The sequence below is a fragment of the Streptomyces sp. NPDC048462 genome (assembly GCF_043200175.1).
Classification (GTDB): domain Bacteria; phylum Actinomycetota; class Actinomycetes; order Streptomycetales; family Streptomycetaceae; genus Streptomyces.
In genome coordinates, this window is record NZ_JBICXG010000002.1 from 45,814 (window position 1) to 62,427 (window position 16,614).

Below are 16,614 nucleotides of genomic sequence, written 5' to 3' on the forward strand. Positions count from 1 at the left end.
GCAAGGCTCGGACAGGTCAGAGCCACTGGGCCCAGCCGAAGGTCGCTATGTACGCGCGCTCGATCGCCTTCCACCTCCGTGCGCCGCGTCGGCTGACCACAGCCAGGACCAACGCGAACCAGACCGCGAGCACCCCGCCGACGGTCAACGGCCACTTCGGGCCGTCCAGAGCCCCGACCGTACCGAGCACCAGGGCAGTCACCACGACACCGCAATGCGCTCCGCCCCGACTGGAGCGCAGCACCGCCCGGAGCACCCGCCGATCCTCTGCGAGGACCCGCTCGTAGGCGTTCGCTGCCGCCTCCCCGCTGCGCTCCCGCTCCGTGTCCTTCTCCATGAGACCCCCTCAGCAGATCCGCCCCGTCGGCTCAGGTGCCGAGCGTCTTCGACCACGGCTGTCAGGGAGATCCGGTCAGTAGTGAGGTGCATGGCCTCGCGAGGCCCGGTGGATGCGGGCACGGCCGCCACCCACAGCAGTCAGTGCAACTCTGACACTGCCGTGCGCAGTTCGTCGAGTGCTGTCCGGGCGAGGGCGGCCAGGTCGCCGGGCTCCGGGTCCCGGGCCGGGTCCGTCCAGCGGGTGAAGCCGATGCCGAAGGCGAGGACGCCGAGTTCAGCTGCGACGCGTGCCGTCGTCTCGGCGACTCCGCGCTCTCCCAGAGCGCCGGCCATCGCGGCGGCCATGCCGACACTCTTCAGGGCGTTGCGCTCGCGCAGTTCCTCGTTCGCCTCGATCGCCGCATGCAGCAACGGGCCGAGTTCTCGATTGAAGGAGGTCATCTCGCTCGAAGCGCGCTCCAGACCGGAGGCGACCGCTGTCAGCGGCGTAGCGCCGGCGGGGGCGGCCGCGATGCCTTCGGCCATCAGCCGACTGAGTGTCGCCTGTCCGGCGGTGAGGATCTCCCGCTTCTCCGTGAAATGACGGTGGAAGGTGCTTCGGGTGAGCCCGGCCCGCTCGGCGATCTGCGTCACCGTGGTGTCGTCGAAGCCTTGCTCCACGAACAACTGCAGCGCCGCCACTACCAGGCGTTGCTGTGCGTCGGGCTTCCATCTCGGCATTCCGCCATTCTAGGTCAATGCGACAGGTGTCGCGTCAACCGCAGTACAGTGATGCGACGCCTGTCGCATCACTGCTTTCTGGAGCCAACCATGCGCGTCTTCATCACCGGCGGTACGGGCCTGATCGGCACGGCCGTCGTCGCCGAACTGCTTTCCGCAGGTCACACTGTCACCTCCCTCGCCCGCTCCGACGCCTCCGCGCAGCGGTCCACGCGGGCCGGGGCCAGCGTTCTGCGCGGGTCCCTCACCGACCTCGACGTCCTGCGCGAGGGCGCCCAGCGGGCGGACGGGGTCATCCACCTCGCCTTCGCCAACGACTTCAGCTCCCCCGAAGCCCTCGCCCGCGCCGTCGCAGAGGAAGGTGCCGCGCTCAACGTCCTCGGCGAGGCCCTCATCGGCACCGACCGGCCCCTGGTCACCGTCTCGGGCACACCGCTCGCACCGGGCCGCGCCTCCACCGAGGCCGACCCGCTGCCCACCGATGGGCCCATCGGCGGCCGCAGCGTCTCGGTCGAGCGCGCCCTCTCCCTCGCTCCTCGCGGCGTGCGCAGCACCTCCGTGCGCCTGCCGCGCACGGTCCATCGCGACGGTCAGGGCGGCTTCGCCGGCCTGCTCACCGATATCGCCCGCCGCAACGGCACCGTCGGCTACCCCGGCGACGGCACACAGCGCTGGCCCGCCGTGCACGCCCTCGATGCCGCCGTCCTGTTCCGCCTCGCCCTGGAAAAGGCGCCCGCCGGCAGCGCCTGGCACGCGGTGGCCGACGAGGGCGACGCCGTACGCGACATCACGGCCGTCATCGGGCGGCGCCTGGGCCTGCCGGTCGCGTCGGTGCCGCAGGAGACCTTCGGCCCGATCGGCCCGGTGTTCGCCGCCGACCAGCCCGCCTCCAGCGCCCACACCCGTGCCGCCCTCGGCTGGGAACCCGTCCACCCGGGCCTGCTCGACGACCTGGAGCAGTTGCACCCCTGATTCACGCAGGGCCGTCCAGCCTCGGCCGCCTGTACATCCGCGACTCGGCGGCCTAGGCGTTCAGCGGCACCAGGTAGCTGCGGGCGAACGTCCGCAGCTGCTCGTCGTCGTCGAGTTCGAAGCAGCTGACCGGGTTGAGCAGGAAGGAGACCGTGATCCGCACCATCAGCTCGGCGACGGGGGCCGGGTCGGTCTGCGGCCGTCCCTCCGCACGCCTGGCCTCGCGCAGCCGGCCGGCCACGTAGCCGCGCATCGCGATCAGGGCGGGTCCGCTCTCCACCGTCAGGAACGGGAGCATGATCTCCGGCTCAAGCCGCAACAGGCCTCCCACCAGAGGGTGTTCGCGGATGTGGCGCAGGACCGTCACGAAGCCCTCGACGATCCGGTCCTCGGTGGTGGGCAGTGGGGCGACCGCCCGGTCCACCTCCACGACGAAGCGGCGGTACTCGCGCAGCAGACAGGCGGAGACCAGGCTGTCCTTGTTACCGAACCGCCGGTACACGGTCACCCGCGAGACCCCGGCCCGCTTGGCCACGTCGTCGACGGTGGATCGGCGCAGCCCAAAGGTCATGAACTGCTCGCGCGCGGCATCGAGGATCTGCTCGCTCAGGACGTCGGAGGACGGCGTCCCGTCGAGCGCGCCGGCCAGCAGTGCTTCGTCCGTGCTCCGTGCGACCATGGGCCCTCCCCGCTCTGCGCCGGTCCGGGTCCACCCTAGGGCCTGTCGTCAAACTGCCGTCTGCCGCGCGTACTGACAGCCGGTGGGCTCACTCGTCCTGGCCGGGCTCCGGCCGGTACAGCGCGGCGACGGCCTCGGCGTACCTCTCGCCGATCACCCCGCGCCGCAGCTTCAGCGAGGGGGTCAGCTCGCCGCTCTCGGGGCTCCACTCCTGCCGGAGCAGGTGGAAGCGCTTGACCTGCTCGGTGCGGTTGAGCCGGGAGTTGGCCGCCGCCACGGCGCGGGCGATCTCCTCCCGGACGGCCGGGTGGGCGGCGAGTGCGGAGGCTTCCGCGTCGATGCCCCGGGCCGCCGCCCAGGCCGGCGCCGTCCCGGGGTCCAGGACGAGGAGGGCCACCAGGTAGGAGCGGCCGTCGCCGTGGACGAGGGCCTGGCCGATCAGGGGGTGTTCCTTGAGGGTGTTCTCGACGAGTGCCGGGGAGACGTTCTTGCCGGTCGAGGTGACGATCATTTCCTTCTTGCGGTCGGTGAGCCAGAGGTAGCCGTCCTCGTCGATCCGGCCGATGTCCCCGGTCGGGAACCAGCCGTCCGCGTCCAGCGCGCCCTCCACCGTGCCGTCGGCACACAGATATCCGGCGAACACCGTCTCGCCCCGGACGAGGATCTCCCCGTCGTCGGCGGTCCGCACCTGCACGCCCTCCAGCGGGCGGCCCACCGATCCGAGCCGGAAGCCGGACGGGCTGTTCGTGGTGCAGACGCCCACCGTCTCGGTCAGCCCCCAGGCGTCCATGATCACGATTCCGAAGCCGGCCCAGAAGCGGACCACGTCGAGCGGCATCGGTGCGGACGCGCTCGCGGTCCACACCAGCCGGTCGAAGCCGGCGAGGGCCAGCACCGGTTCAAGGACCGTCTTTCTGGCCTCCCGGTAGGCGGCTTCGAGCGCCGGCGGGGGCGCTTCGCCGCGTTCCCGGCAGGAGACGTGTGCGCGTGCGGTCTCCCCCGCCGCCCCGATCTCCGCCCGCCGCTCGGGCGGCAGCGCGGCCAGCGCCGCCCGCACCGCGGCGGCGAGCTTCTCCCAGACCCTGGGAACGCCGAAGAACTGGGCCGGGTGCAGGACACGTGCCGTGGCCGCGACGGACGAGGGGTCGGGGCAGAGGTGGACGTGCGAGGCGCGGAAGACCGAGAGGTAGATGCCCAGCATCCGTTCCGCGATATGGGCGAGGGGCAGGTAGCAGATGTGCTCGACGTGGGACGGGAGTTCGACGACGGCGTCCAGTGCCACCGCGTTGCGGACGACGGCCCGGTGGGTGATCGGGACGGCCTTCGGGTCGCCGGTGGTGCCGGAGGTGTAGACGACGGTGAGCGCGTCGTCGGCGCACGACGCCTGCCAGGCCCGTTCGAAGACCTCCGGGCGATGCAGCCGGGTGCCGGTGGCGTGCAGCGAGCCGTACGTGCGGTGGGGCCCGGCGTCGGCCGCCTCCACGACGACCAGCCGTTCCAGCCCCGCGGCGGCGTCGGTGAGCAGCGGTTCCCAGAGCTCCCGCTCGCGGCCGCCCTCGACGAGCGCGAACCGGGCGCGGCTGTGCCGGGCGATGTGCGCGATCTGCCCGGGGGCCGAGGTCCCGTACACCGTGACGGGGACGGCGCCGAGGTGGGTGAGGGCGAGATCGGTGAGCCAGTGCTCGGGGCGGTTGCCCACCATCATGAGAACCTGTTCGCCGCGCCGGACGCCCAGCGCGGCGTATCCGGCGGCCAGGACCGCGACCTCGTGCCGGACCTCCTGCCAGGTGAGCGTCGTCCACTCGTCGTCGTCGCCGGTCGGGCGCCACGAGAGGGCCGGGCGGGCGCCGTGGTCCTCGGCGTTGCGCCGGAGCAGCGCGGGGAGGGTGAGGTGATCGGGGTCTGCGGGGAGTCGCAGGATCGTGGTCACGGCCGCCTCCTGTCGCCTTCGGCCGACCGGGCGGGCCGGCACCTGGGGTGGATCGCGCTTCGCTGCTGCCGGACACTTTCACAACAGTGGTGAGACAGCAATACTGTTGAACCTGATCGACGCACACGCCCGGCAGTCCAGCCGCGGGGCCGGACACGAGGAGCAGAGATGGCGACCGGGACCGAGGAGCCGACGCTCACCGTCGACGAGCTGGCCGCTCGCGCCGGGGTGACGGTGCGCACGGTGCGCTTCTACAGCACCCGGGGGCTGCTGCCGCCGCCGGTGATCGGGCCGCGCCGGGTCGGGCACTACGGGCACGACCACCTCTCCCGTCTCGCGCTGATCGAGGAGCTCCAGCACCAGGGCATGACGCTCGCCGCGATCGAACGGTATCTGGAGCAGCTGCCGCCCGATCTGAGCGCCCAGGACCTGGCGATCCACCGGGCGCTGGTGGCCTCCTGGGCGCCGGACTCGGCGGAGGACGTGCCCCGGGCGGAGCTGGAGCGGCGGGCCGGGCGGACGCTGAGCGGGCAGGACCTCGACCGGCTGGCCGCGATGGGTGTGCTGGAGCGGGCCGATCCCGGCGAGGACCCCTACCGGGTGGATCCGGGGCTGCTGCGCCTCGGGGTGGAGCTGCTCGACGTGCCGATCGCGCACGAGACGATCCTGGCCGCCCGTACGGTCCTGCTGGAGCACACCCGCTCGGCCGCCCACGAGCTGACCCGGCTCTTCCGCGACGAGGTGTGGAGCCCCTACCGGGAGCGGGAGTCGGACCCGGAGCACGTCAAGGCGATGAAGTCGCTGTCCGCGCACATGCAGCCGATGGTGCTCCAGGCGCTGGTGACCGCCTTCCAGCGGTCACTGAAGGAGGAGCTGCGGGCCGCGTTCACCGATGGGTGAGCCCGGCAGAGTAGGTCCCGTCCGGGTGGGCGCGGCCCGCAGCGCAGCGGGTCAGTCGTGGAAGGTCTCGCCCTTCTCCGCCTTCGCCACCAGCAGCGCGGGCGGCAGGAACCGGTCGCCGTAGCGCTCGGCCAGTTCCCGGGCGCGGGCCACGAAGCCGGGCAGGCCGCCCTCGTACCCGTTGATGTACTGGAGCACGCCGCCGGTCCACGGCGGGAAGCCGATGCCCATGATGGAGCCGATGTTGGCGTCCGCGACGGTGATCAGGACGTTCTCCTCCAGACAGCGGACGCTGTCCAGGGCCTCGGAGAAGAGCATCCGCTCCTGCATGTCGGTGAACGGGATGTCCGTGTCCGTCTTGGTGCTGTGCCCACTCGGGGCGCGACCCCCGAAACCCCCGAAGTGCTCGCGCAGGCCGGGCCAGAGGCGGGTGCGCTTCCCGTTCTCGTCGTAATCGTAGAAGCCCGCGCCGCCGCTGCGTCCCGGGCGGCCGAACTCGTCGACCATCCGGTCGATGACCGAGTCCGAGGGGTGGCCCGCCCAGCTGCCGCCCGCCTCCTCGACGGCCCGCCTGGTCTCGTCGCGGATCTTGCGGGGCAGGGTGAGCGTCAGCTCGTCCATCAGGGAGAGGACCTTGGCCGGGTATCCGGCCTGGGCCGCGGCCTGCTCGACGGAGGCGGGCTCGACGCCTTCGCCGACCATCGCCACGCCCTCGTTGATGAACTGGCCGATGACGCGCGAGGTGAAGAAGCCGCGTGAGTCGTTGACGACGATCGGGGTCTTCTTGATCCGGCGGACCAGGTCGAAGGCGCGGGCCAGTGCCTCGTCGCCGGTCTTCTCGCCCTTGATGATCTCGACGAGCGGCATCTTGTCGACGGGCGAGAAGAAGTGCAGCCCGATGAAGTCGGCCGGGCGCGAGACCCCTTCGGCCAAGGCGGTGATGGGCAGCGTGGAGGTGTTGGAGCAGAGCAGCGCGTCGGGCTCGATGACGTCCTGGATCTCCTGGAACACCTTGTGCTTGAGCTCGGTGTTCTCGAAGACGGCCTCGATGACGGCGTCGCAGCCGGCGAGGTCGGCCGGGTCGCCGGTCGGGGTGATGCGGGCCAGCAGCTCGTCCCGCTTCGCCTCGGTCGTGCGGCCCCGGGACAGCGCCTTGTCGAGCAGCTTCTCGCTGTAGGCCTTGCCCTTGGCGGCGGCTTCGGCGGAGACGTCCTTGAGGACGACGTCGATCCCCGCGCGGGCGCAGGAGTAGGCGATGCCGGCGCCCATCATCCCGGCGCCGAGCACGGCGACCTTGCGGACCTGGCGCTCCTCGATGCCCTTGGGGCGGCTGGCGCCGGAGTTGACGGCCTGGAGGTCGAAGAAGAACGCCTGGATCATGTTCTTCGAGACCTGGCCGGTGACCAGCTCGGTGAAGTACCGGGCCTCGATGGTCAGGGCGGTGTCGAAGTCGACCTGGGAGCCCTCGACGGCCGCGGCGAGGATGTTGCGCGGCGCGGGCATGGGCGCGCCGTTCAGCTGCTTCTTCAGGTTGGACGGGAACGCCGGCAGGTTGGCGGCGAACTTGGGGTTCGAGGGGGTGCCGCCGGGGATCCGGTAGCCCTTGACGTCCCAGGGCTGCTGGGACTCGGGGTTGGCCTCGATGAAGGCGCGGGCCTTGTCGAGCATCTCCTCGCGGGTGGCGGCGACCTCGTGGACCAGGCCGTTCTCCAGAGCCCGCTGCGGGGTGTACTGGGTGCCCTGGAGGAGGACCTTGAGCAGCGCGTCGGCGATGCCCATGAGGCGTACGGTGCGGGTGACGCCGCCGCCCGCGGGGAGCAGGCCGAGCGTGACCTCGGGCAGGCCGATGCGGGAGCCGGGCGCGTCGAGGGCGACGCGGTGGTGGGAGGCGAGGGCGATCTCGTAGCCCCCGCCGAGGGCGGCGCCGTTGATGGCGGCGACGACGGGCTTGCCGAGGGTTTCGATGCGGCGCAGCGAGCGCTTGATCTCGGTGCCGGTGTCGAAGGCCTGCTGGGCGTTCTCGGGCCCGACCTTGATCATGTCCTTGAGGTCGCCGCCGGCGAAGAAGGTCTTCTTGGCGGAGGTGTAGATGATGCCCCGGATGGTGTCCTTCTCGGCCTCGGCGCGCTCCGCGACGGCCGCGATGGAGTCCTTGAAGGCCTGGTTCATCGTGTTGGCGGACTGGTCGGGGTCGTCGAGTACGAGGGTGACGACGCCGGTCCCGTCCTGTTCCCAGCGGATGGTCGTGCTCTCGGTCATGTGTCTGTCTTCTCCGTAGGAAGGGGGACGGTCAGAGACGCTCGATGACGGTGGCGACGCCCATGCCGCCGCCGACGCACAGGGTGGCGAGGCCGTAGCGCTTGTCCCGGCGCTCCAGTTCGTCGATGAGGGTGCCGAGGATCATCGCGCCGGTGGCGCCGAGCGGGTGGCCGAGCGCGATGGCGCCGCCGTTGACGTTGATCCTGTCGAGGGGGAGCCCCATGTCCCTGGCGAAGCGCAGGACGACGCCGGCGAAGGCCTCGTTGATCTCGACGAGGTCGATGTCGTCGATGGTGAGGCCGGCCTTGGCGAGTGCTTTGCGGGTGGCGGGCGCCGGGCCGGTGAGCATGATGGTGGGCTCGGAGCCGGAGACGGCGGCGGAGACGATCCGGGCGCGCGGGGTGAGGCCGTAGCGCTCCCCGATCTCCTTCGAGCCGATCGCGACCAGGGCCGCCCCGTCGACGATGCCGGAGGAGTTGCCCGCGTGGTGGACGTGGTCGATCTTCTCCACCCAGTGGTACTTCTGCAGAGCGACGGCGTCGAAGCCGCCCATCTCGCCGATGCCCGCGAACGACGGCTTGAGCGCGGCGAGGGAGTCGGCCGTGGTGCCGGGCCGCATGTGCTCGTCGTGGTCGAGGACGACGAGGCCGTTGCGGTCCTTGACGGGGACGACGGAGCGCGCGAAGCGGTTGTCCTTCCACGCCTCGGCGGCCCGCTCCTGCGACAGCGCGGCGAACTCGTCGACGTCGCGGCGGGTGAAGCCCTCGATCGTCGCGATGAGGTCGGCGCCGACGCCCTGGGGTGCGAAGCCGGTCTCGTAGTTGGTCATCGGGTCCATCGCCCAGGCGCCGCCGTCCGAGCCCATCGGCACCCGGGACATCGACTCGACGCCGCCCGCGAGGATGAGGTCCTCCCAGCCCGAACGGACCTTGGCGGCGGCCAGGTTGACGGCTTCCAGGCCCGAGGCACAGAAGCGGTTCTCCTGGACGCCGGCGACGGTGTCCGGGAGGCCGGCCGCGATGGCGGCGATGCGGGCGATGTCGGAGCCCTGGTCCCCGAGCGGGCTGACCACGCCGAGGACGATGTCGTCGATGGCGGCCGGGTCCAGGCCGGGGAAGCGGCCGCGGATCTCGTGGATCAGGCCGACGACGAGGTCGATCGGCTTGGTGCCGTGCAGGGCGCCGTTGGCCTTGCCGCGGCCGCGCGGGGTGCGGATCGCGTCGTAGACGAATGCTTCGGTACTCAAGACAGCTGCCTTTCGGGGGTGGTTGTCAGCGCGGTACGGGGGCTCAGGCGAGCAGCGAGCGGCCGATGATCTCCTTCATGATCTCGGTCGTGCCGCCGTAGATGGTCTGGATGCGGCCGTCGGTGAACGCCTTGGCCACCCGGTACTCCGTCATGTAGCCGTAGCCGCCGTGGAGCTGGAGGCAGCGGTCGGCCACCCGCTTCTGCAGTTCGGTGGCCCACCACTTGGCCATCGAGGCGTGCACGGCGTCGAGCGTCCCCTCCGAGTGGTCGACGATGCACCGGTCGAGGAAGGCGCGGGTGACGGCGCACTCGGTGGCCATCTCCGCGATCTCGAACCGGATGTGCTGGAGCTTGGAGAGCGGGCGCCCGAAGGCCTCGCGCTCCTTGACGTACTCGGATGTGATCTCGACCAGGTGCTCGGCGGCGGCGATCCCGGCGACCGCTATGCCCATGCGTTCCTGGGCGAGGTTGGTCATCAGGTGGATGAAGGCGCCGTCGAGCTCACCGAGGAGGTTCTCCTTGGGCACCCGGACGTCGTTGAAGAACAGCTCGGCGGTGTCCTGGGACTTCTGGCCGATCTTGTCGAGGTTGCGGCCGCGCTCGAAGCCCTCCGCACCCCGCTCGACGACTATCAGCGAGAGGCCCTTCGCGCCGCCCTCCGGGGTGGTCTTCGCCACGACGACGACCAGGTCGGCGAGGATCCCGTTGGAGATGAAGGTCTTGGAGCCGTTGAGCAGCCAGTGGTCGCCCTTGTCCTCGGCCGTGGTGCGGATGCCCTGGAGGTCGGATCCGGCACCGGGTTCGGTCATGGCGATGGCGGTGATGATCTCGCCGCCGCAGAAGCCGGGCAGCCAGCGCCGCTTCTGCTCGTCGGTGCCGAGGCCGGTGAGGTAGGGGCCGATGATGTCGTTGTGCAGGCCGAGCGCGAGCCCCGCGGCGCCCGCCCGGGTGAACTCCTCGGCCAGTACGGCGCTGTAGCGGAAGTCGGCGTTGCCGCCGCCCCCGTACTCCTCGGGCACCGCGAGGCCGAGGAGCCCCTGCCGGCCTGCCGCGCGCCAGGCCTCGCGCGAGACGATGCCGTCCTTCTCCCACTGCTCGTAGTGCGGGAGCACCTCCTTGGCCAGGAAGGTGCGCACGGCCTCGCGGAACGCGTCGTGCTCGTCGGTGAAGATCTGCCGCTGCATCAGTCGGTGGTGTCCTTCCGGATGGTCCGCAGAGCCGGTACGTCCCAGTCGGCGGCGACGTCTTCGGTGTCGGCGCCCGGGAGCGCCGGACCGCCGTGCACGGAGGCGGGCGTGGCCGAGAAGCGGGGCGCGGGTGCGGGCTGGGTGAGTCCGCCGTGTTCGACGAAGGTGGCGCGGGCGGCGAGGTGCGGATGGTGCGGTGCCTCGCGGAGCGAGAGGACGGGCGCCACGCAGGCGTCCGAGCCGTCGAAGACCTCGGTCCACTCGGCGCGGGTGCGGGTGCGGAACCGGGCGGCGACGACCGCGCGCAGTTCGTCCCAGCGGGAGAGGTCGCCTCGGTCGGGCGCCGTCTCGCCGATGCCGAGGAGCTCGGTGAACTCGGCGTAGAACCGCTGTTCCAGCGGGCCGACCGCCATGTACTCGCCGTCGGCGGTCTCGTAGGAGCCGTAGAACGGGCAGCCGCCGTCCAGCAGGTTGGAGCCGCGCCGGTCCTGCCAGCCGCCTGCCGCCAGCATCCCGTGGATCATCATGGCGAGGTGGGCGGTGCCGTCGACGATCGCCGCGTCCACGACCTGGCCGGAGCCGCCGGGGGTGCGGGCGTGCTGGAGGGCGGCGAGGACGCCGACGACGAGGTAGAGCGAGCCGCCCGCGTAGTCCCCGAGCAGGTTGGCCGGGACGGTGGGCGGCTCGTCCGGCTTGCCGATCATGGAGAGGGTGCCGGTGAGGGCGATGTAGGCGATGTCGTGCCCGGCCCGCTCGGCGAGCGGGCCGTCCTGGCCCCAGCCGGTCATCCGCCCGTAGACGAGGCGCGGATTGCGGGCCAGGCAGGCGTCGGGGCCGATTCCCAGCCGTTCGGCGACGCCCGGCCGGTAGCCCTCGATGAGGATGTCGGCGCGCCCCACCAGGTCCAGGACCGTGTCCGGGCCGCCCTCGGCCTTGAGGTCGACGAGGACGGAGCGCTTGTTGCGGTTGGTGAGGTCGCGGGCCGGGTCGATGCCGAGTCCGGCGCCGCCGGGCCGGTCCACCCGCACCACGTCGGCGCCCAGATCGGCCAGGAGCATCGCGGCGAACGGACCGGGCCCGATGCCCGCCAGCTCGACCACCCGTACTCCGGCGAGCGGGCCCCGCGGGCCGTGCGCACCGTTCCCTGCTGTTGCCATCAAGCCCCCAGCGGTATGACACAACTGATGTAACACCGATGATGCTAAGAACCGGCCGCCCTCCGCACAACCCTTTCGGCCGAGCAAGCGCTTAGTTCTTTTCGGCCGATCCTCCCCCACGAAAGCCTCCCGGCCGCACACCGCCACGTCCACCTCCGCTAACCTCTGGCTGCTACATCGGCGCCGGCCCGTGCGGAGGCACTCGTGAACAGGCAGAACGGGGCACAACGCCCCTATGACGTAGTCCTCTTCGGCGCCACCGGATTCGTGGGAGTCCTCACCGCCGAATATCTGGCGGCACACGCGCCACAGGGGTGCCGATGGGCTCTGGCGGGCCGCAATCGCGCCAAACTGGAGCAGTTGCGCAATCACCTCACCTCCCTCCGTCCGGACTGCGCGGACATCCCCCTGCTGCACGCCGACGCGGACGACGCCGGGTCGCTGCGCGAACTGGCCGGGTCCACCCATGTGGTGGCCACGACGGTCGGCCCGTACGTCTGGTACGGCGAGAAGCTGGTCGCGGCCTGCGCCGAGGAGGGCACGGACTACGCGGATCTCTCCGGCGAGCCGGAGTTCATCGACCGGGTCTACCTGGAGCACGACGCCCGGGCGCGCGAGACCGGCGCCCGGATCGTGCACGCGTGCGGCTTCGACTCCGTGCCGCACGACCTCGGGGTGTACTTCACGGTCCAGCAGCTGCCCGAGGGGGTGCCCCTGCGGATCGACGGCTTCGTCCGCAGCAACGCCGCCTTCTCGGGCGGTACGTTCGCCTCGGCGCTCAACTCGATGGGCCGGGGCCCGCAGATGCTGCGCGCCGCGCGCGAGCGCCGGCTGCACGAGCCGCGCCTGGTCGGCCGCCGCGCCAGCGCGCCGATGGGCGGGCCGCGCTTCAGTACGGAGACGGGGACCTGGGCACTTCCGCTGCCCACGATCGACGGGCAGCTCGTGAAGCGCTCGGCCCGCGCGCTGCCCCGCTACGGCCCGGACTTCCGCTACCGCCACTACGCCTCGGTCAAGCACCTGCCGGTGGCACTGGGCGGCACCGCGGCGATGGGTGCCCTGCTGGGCGCCGCGCAGCTGCCCGCCGCACGGACGTGGCTGATGAACCGGTACGAGCCCGGCTCGGGCCCGGACGCGGAGCGCAGGCAGCGCAGCTGGTTCACGGTGCGCTTCGTCGGCGAGGGCGGCGGCCGCCGGGTGTTCACCGAGGTGTCGGGCGGCGACCCGGGCTACGGCGAGACGGCCCGGATGCTCGCGGAGTCCGCGCTGTGCCTGGCCCTGGACGAGCTGCCGACGGTGTCGGGGCAGGTCACCACGGCCGTCGCGATGGGCGACGCGCTGGGCGAACGGCTGCGGGCGGCCGGGCTGGGCTTCCGGGTGGCGGCGGTCCGCTGACGCGCCGCTAGAGGATCCACGAGGCGAGGGTGTAGAGCATCGCCCCGGCCCAGACGAACGCCACCGCACCCCCGATCAGCATGCCCACCGCGGCGCGGCGCTGAGCGGGGTGAAGGGGTGCGGTTCGGGTGGGTGTGCGAGGTACGTTCATGTGTCCAGAGTGCCGACCATGATCGTCGAACGCTATCCGTACGGATACTCAGACACCCTCGCCGCGGCCCGCGTCGCCTTCAGCCGGTCGCCTCGCGCAGCGCCCGCCGGCAGAGCGCGTCGGCCCGGCGGGTGGTCTCGGGCTGGCGGAAGTCCCTGGCCAGCAGCAGGGTGTGCGCGCAGGCGTTGTCGAGGCCGGTGCGGTGGCCGACGGAGACGAAGACCGGTTTCGTGCCGTTCCGGGTGCGCAGCGCCCGGCCCACCTCCTCGTCCCCGTCGAGCAGCGGTGAGCGGTCGCCGCGGCTCGGGCCGGGCTGTTCGTACGAGAAGGTGAACGGGTTCTTCGCGACGCCGATGACCGGCAGCCCGGTGAGCACCCCCAGATGGCTGGCGAGCCCGAAGCGGCGGGGGTGCGCCCGTCCGTATCCGTCGCAGACGACGAGGCCCGGGTCAACCGGCAGCGACTCCAGCGCGCAGAGCACCGTGGGGATCTCGCGGAAGGCCAGGAGTCCGGGCACGTACGGGAAGGTGACCCGGCCGACGGCGGTGGACTCGGCCACCACGTCCAGGGTGGCCGCGTCCAGGACGACGGCCGCCGCCACGACGACGTCGCGCTCGTCGTCGTAGGCGACGTCGACACCTGTCACCCGGCCGGTGCCGGGCGGCGGTCCCGGCTCGTCGAGCACCACCCGGGCGCGCAGGGAGTCCTGGAGGGCGCGGGCCGCGGCCTCGTCGGCGGGCATCCGAAGAGTTGTCATGGTGGCGACCAGCTTAGGTCTTTCGTTCGGGGCGGGGGTCGCGTCGTCACTGCCCTCAACCGCCCCCGGACTCCCGTAGCCTGGAGATCATGTTCGTACTTGAGCTGTCCTACTCCGCACCGCTGGACCGTGTCGACGCGCTGATGAAGGAGCATGCCGGCTGGCTCGACACGCAGTACGCGGCCGGGGTGTTCATCGCCTCCGGCCGCAAGAACCCGCGGGACGGCGGAGTGATCCTCGCGGTCGGGGACGACCGGGCCGCCATCGAGCGGCTCACGGAGACCGATCCCTTCGCCGTGCACGGGGTCTGCGCCTACCGGATCACGGAATTCATCGCGACCAGGACCTCGCAGGCCCTCGCGCCCCACCGTCAGCAGCTGTGACCACGCCCCTGCGGGACCGGTGAGCGGTGAGCGGTGAGCGGTGAGCGGTGAGCGGTGAGCGGTGAGCGGTGAGCGGTGACGCAGCTCACGCGGTCCCCCGGTGCACGGATCGGCGGCTTCCGTCGTCTGTATCAGTGCCGGGAACCCGTTCATCCGGTCGCGAGAGGGAGCAGGTCTTGTCCATCGTTATCGAGCAGTCCGTGCAGGCCCGCATGGTGGCGTCCGCGCCGCAGATGGAGACACTCCCCGCCGTCCTGAGTTACGACCGCACGGACCCCTTCGCGATCCGCATGGCCTTCCCCGCACCCGCGACGCTGGAGGGCACCGAGGTGGCCTGGGAGTTCTCCCGGGAGCTGCTCGCGGAGGGCACGGACGCGCCGGCCGGCCTGGGTGACGTACGGATCAGGCCCTTCGGGTACGAGCGCACGGTGCTGGAGTTCCACGCCGCCGAGGGCATCGCGATGGTGCACGTACGCACCGCCGACCTGCGGCGGTTCCTGCGGCGGACCCAGCAGCTGGTGCCCGTCGGTGCCGAGCACCGCTTCCTGGACCTGGACCGAAGCCTGACGGACCTGCTCGGCGGCTCCCGCTAATTCGTTTGCCCCGCCACCCGGCCGGGCGTAGCGTCCGCGGTGTCCTTGTCGTCGCCGATCGGAGCAGGACGTTGCTCGTCTGAGGTCTTGAGACACCGCGTCGCACGCCGTGCCATGTCCCCACATGCCCGCGTGCCCGAGTGTGACCTCGGCTCTACGAGCTGTCCTCCGCGACCAGGGCTTTCCTCCACACATTCCGGAATCCGGAATCCTTCCGTGGAACGCCGGTGGCCGGTGTCTCGATCCCGTTGCCCCTGACGTTCCTCGCAACCGGGAGATTCCCCATGTCAGCTCCGCTCGCACACATCACCTGCTCGTCGCTCTCCTTCGCCTGGCCGGACGGCAGCGAGGTGTTCGACGACTTCCATCTGACCGTGGGACCCGGCCGAACCGGTCTCATCGGCGTCAACGGCGCGGGCAAGTCGACCCTGCTGCGGCTCATCGCCGGCGACCTCACCCCGGCCGGGGGCCGGATCGGGGCGACGGGCACGGTCGGGTACCTGCCGCAGAACCTGGTCCTGGACACCGCGCTGCGGGTCGACGCGGCCCTCGGCATCGCCTCGGCCCGTGCGGCGCTGCACGCCATCGAGGCGGGCGACGTCGGCGAGGAGCGGTTCGCGGCCGTCGGCGACGACTGGGACGTGGAGGAGCGGGCCCGCGCCACGCTCGACCAGCTCGGCCTCGGGCACATCGGGCTCGACCGGACCATCGGTGAGGTGTCCGGCGGGGAGTGCGTACTGCTGCGGCTGGCCGCACTCCTGCTGGCCCGGCCGGACGTACTGCTGCTCGACGAGCCGACGAACAACCTGGACCTGTACGCACGACAACGCCTGTACGCCGCGGTCGACGCGTGGAGCGGGGTCCTGGTGATCGTCAGCCACGACCGGGAACTCCTGGAACGCGTCGACCAGATCGCGGATCTGCGGGGCTCCGAGGTCACCTGGTACGGCGGAAACCTCTCCGCGTACGAGGAGGCGCTCGCCGTGGAGCAGGAGGCCGCCGAGCGCATGGTGCGGGTCGCGGAGGCCGATGTGCACCGGCAGAAACGCGAACTCGCGGACGCCCAGGTCAAGCTGGCCCGGCGCAAGCGCTACGGGCAGAAGATGAAAGACCAGAAGCGCGAGCCGAAGATCGTCATGGGCGCCCGTAAGCGTGCCGCGCAGGAGTCGGCCGGCAAGCACCGCATCATGCACACCGACAGGCTGGCCGAGGCGAGGGAGCGCCTGGACGACGCGGTCGAGGCGGTGCGCGACGACGACGAGATCCGGGTCGAGCTCCCGCACACCAAGGTCCATCCGGGCCGAGGCGTGCTGGTGCTGCGCGATCTGGAACTGGCCTACGGGGCCCGGGTCCAGGGCGCGTTCGAGGTGCGCGGTCCGGAGCGCATCGCGCTGGTGGGACGTAACGGAGCGGGCAAGACCACACTGCTGCGGACGCTCGTCGGCGAGCTGGCACCGGTGTCCGGCGAGGCCGCGGTGGAGGTCCCGACACGCTTCCTGCCGCAGCGGCTGGACGTGCTCGACGACGGGCTGAGCGTGGTGGAGAACGTGGCACGGTTCGCACCGGATGCCACGGACAACGCCATCCGGGCGAGGCTGGCACGCTTTCTGTTCAAGGGAGCACGGTCGGACCGGCCTGCGGGGACCCTGTCGGGCGGCGAAAGGTTCCGTGCGGCGCTGGCCGCGCTGCTGCTCGCCGAACCGGCGCCCCAGCTGCTGATGCTGGACGAGCCGACGAACAGTCTGGACCTGGCGAGCGTGAGCCGGCTGACGGCGGCACTGGAGTCGTACGAGGGAGCGCTCATCGTGGCGAGTCACGACGTGCCGTTCCTGGAGTCACTCGGAATCACGCGCTGGCTGCTGCTCGACGGTGAACTCCGGGACACCACGGCGCAGGAGGTGCGCGCGAGTATGTGAGGAACCCCGCGTGTGGGGGGAGAGACCG

16 protein-coding genes are annotated in these 16,614 nt (G+C 71.5%); 6 read left to right on the forward strand and 10 right to left on the reverse strand.

What is annotated here, in order from left to right:
• Positions 1 to 16: 16 nt before the first annotated feature.
• Together ACGFU6_RS03505 and ACGFU6_RS03510 are read right to left on the reverse strand one after the other, a co-directional pair.
• A complete protein-coding gene (locus tag ACGFU6_RS03505; protein WP_393607849.1) occupies positions 17 to 337 on the reverse strand; it encodes a hypothetical protein in 321 nt (106 codons plus the stop codon).
• 140 nt (positions 338 to 477) lie between these two features.
• Entirely contained in the window at positions 478 to 1,059 is a 582-nt protein-coding gene (locus ACGFU6_RS03510) for a TetR/AcrR family transcriptional regulator (RefSeq protein ID WP_393607850.1), read from the reverse strand.
• 90 nt (positions 1,060 to 1,149) lie between these two features.
• Here ACGFU6_RS03510 and ACGFU6_RS03515 point away from each other — a divergent pair, with 90 nt between their 5' ends.
• Positions 1,150 to 2,031 carry an SDR family oxidoreductase gene (locus tag ACGFU6_RS03515; protein ID WP_393607851.1) on the forward strand — a complete coding sequence of 294 codons (882 nt, stop codon included), beginning with the start codon at positions 1,150 to 1,152 and terminating at the stop codon, positions 2,029 to 2,031.
• A gap of 52 nt (positions 2,032 to 2,083) precedes the next feature.
• Here the strand turns inward: ACGFU6_RS03515 and ACGFU6_RS03520 are convergent, their stop codons facing one another.
• Positions 2,084 to 2,710 (reverse strand): TetR/AcrR family transcriptional regulator, encoded by a 627-nt coding sequence (locus ACGFU6_RS03520; protein WP_393607852.1) that lies wholly within the window; start codon positions 2,708 to 2,710, stop codon positions 2,084 to 2,086.
• A gap of 88 nt (positions 2,711 to 2,798) precedes the next feature.
• Positions 2,799 to 4,640 (reverse strand): AMP-dependent synthetase/ligase, encoded by a 1,842-nt coding sequence (locus ACGFU6_RS03525; protein WP_393607853.1) that lies wholly within the window; start codon positions 4,638 to 4,640, stop codon positions 2,799 to 2,801.
• Positions 4,641 to 4,808: 168 nt separating this feature from the next.
• Between ACGFU6_RS03525 and ACGFU6_RS03530 the strand changes: the two genes are divergently transcribed.
• Positions 4,809 to 5,540 (forward strand): MerR family transcriptional regulator, encoded by a 732-nt coding sequence (locus tag ACGFU6_RS03530; RefSeq protein ID WP_393607854.1) that lies wholly within the window; start codon positions 4,809 to 4,811, stop codon positions 5,538 to 5,540.
• Positions 5,541 to 5,591: 51 nt separating this feature from the next.
• Here ACGFU6_RS03530 and ACGFU6_RS03535 read toward each other — a convergent pair whose 3' ends face one another.
• Genes ACGFU6_RS03535 through ACGFU6_RS03550 form a run of 4 tightly spaced genes read right to left on the reverse strand, consistent with a single transcriptional unit; the run spans position 5,592 to position 11,391 of the window.
• Complete coding sequence (locus ACGFU6_RS03535; protein ID WP_393607855.1) at positions 5,592 to 7,799, reverse strand: 3-hydroxyacyl-CoA dehydrogenase NAD-binding domain-containing protein; 2,208 nt, start codon at positions 7,797 to 7,799, stop codon at positions 5,592 to 5,594.
• 31 nt (positions 7,800 to 7,830) lie between these two features.
• Complete coding sequence (locus ACGFU6_RS03540; RefSeq protein ID WP_393607856.1) at positions 7,831 to 9,045, reverse strand: acetyl-CoA C-acetyltransferase; 1,215 nt, start codon at positions 9,043 to 9,045, stop codon at positions 7,831 to 7,833.
• 43 nt (positions 9,046 to 9,088) lie between these two features.
• Positions 9,089 to 10,231: an acyl-CoA dehydrogenase family protein gene (locus tag ACGFU6_RS03545; protein WP_393607857.1), complete on the reverse strand. Its 1,143-nt coding sequence runs from the start codon at positions 10,229 to 10,231 to the stop codon at positions 9,089 to 9,091.
• On the reverse strand, positions 10,231 to 11,391 hold the full coding sequence (locus tag ACGFU6_RS03550) for a CaiB/BaiF CoA transferase family protein (protein ID WP_393607858.1): 1,161 nt from the start codon (positions 11,389 to 11,391) through the stop codon (positions 10,231 to 10,233). Before ACGFU6_RS03550 ends, ACGFU6_RS03545 begins: the two co-directional genes overlap by 1 nt.
• Positions 11,392 to 11,595: 204 nt before the next feature.
• Here ACGFU6_RS03550 and ACGFU6_RS03555 point away from each other — a divergent pair, with 204 nt between their 5' ends.
• Complete coding sequence (locus ACGFU6_RS03555; RefSeq protein ID WP_393607859.1) at positions 11,596 to 12,786, forward strand: saccharopine dehydrogenase family protein; 1,191 nt, start codon at positions 11,596 to 11,598, stop codon at positions 12,784 to 12,786.
• A gap of 7 nt (positions 12,787 to 12,793) precedes the next feature.
• On the opposite strand, the gene mmpA is transcribed toward ACGFU6_RS03555, so the two are convergent.
• Positions 12,794 to 12,937 carry a morphogenic membrane protein MmpA gene (mmpA, locus tag ACGFU6_RS03560; RefSeq protein ID WP_393607860.1) on the reverse strand — a complete coding sequence of 48 codons (144 nt, stop codon included), beginning with the start codon at positions 12,935 to 12,937 and terminating at the stop codon, positions 12,794 to 12,796.
• A 79-nt stretch (positions 12,938 to 13,016) separates the two neighbouring features.
• Positions 13,017 to 13,694, reverse strand: coding sequence for an endonuclease V (locus tag ACGFU6_RS03565; RefSeq protein ID WP_393607861.1), 678 nt, complete (start codon positions 13,692 to 13,694; stop codon positions 13,017 to 13,019).
• 89 nt (positions 13,695 to 13,783) lie between these two features.
• On the opposite strand from ACGFU6_RS03565, the gene ACGFU6_RS03570 reads away from it, so the two are divergent.
• From ACGFU6_RS03570 to ACGFU6_RS03580, 3 genes are all read left to right on the forward strand, one after another.
• Positions 13,784 to 14,077: a YciI family protein gene (locus tag ACGFU6_RS03570; protein WP_393607862.1), complete on the forward strand. Its 294-nt coding sequence runs from the start codon at positions 13,784 to 13,786 to the stop codon at positions 14,075 to 14,077.
• 176 nt (positions 14,078 to 14,253) lie between these two features.
• A complete protein-coding gene (locus tag ACGFU6_RS03575) occupies positions 14,254 to 14,670 on the forward strand; it encodes an SsgA family sporulation/cell division regulator (RefSeq protein ID WP_123530641.1) in 417 nt (138 codons plus the stop codon).
• Positions 14,671 to 14,954: 284 nt separating this feature from the next.
• Positions 14,955 to 16,586 carry an ABC-F family ATP-binding cassette domain-containing protein gene (locus tag ACGFU6_RS03580; RefSeq protein WP_393607863.1) on the forward strand — a complete coding sequence of 544 codons (1,632 nt, stop codon included), beginning with the start codon at positions 14,955 to 14,957 and terminating at the stop codon, positions 16,584 to 16,586.
• Positions 16,587 to 16,614 lie beyond the last annotated feature (28 nt).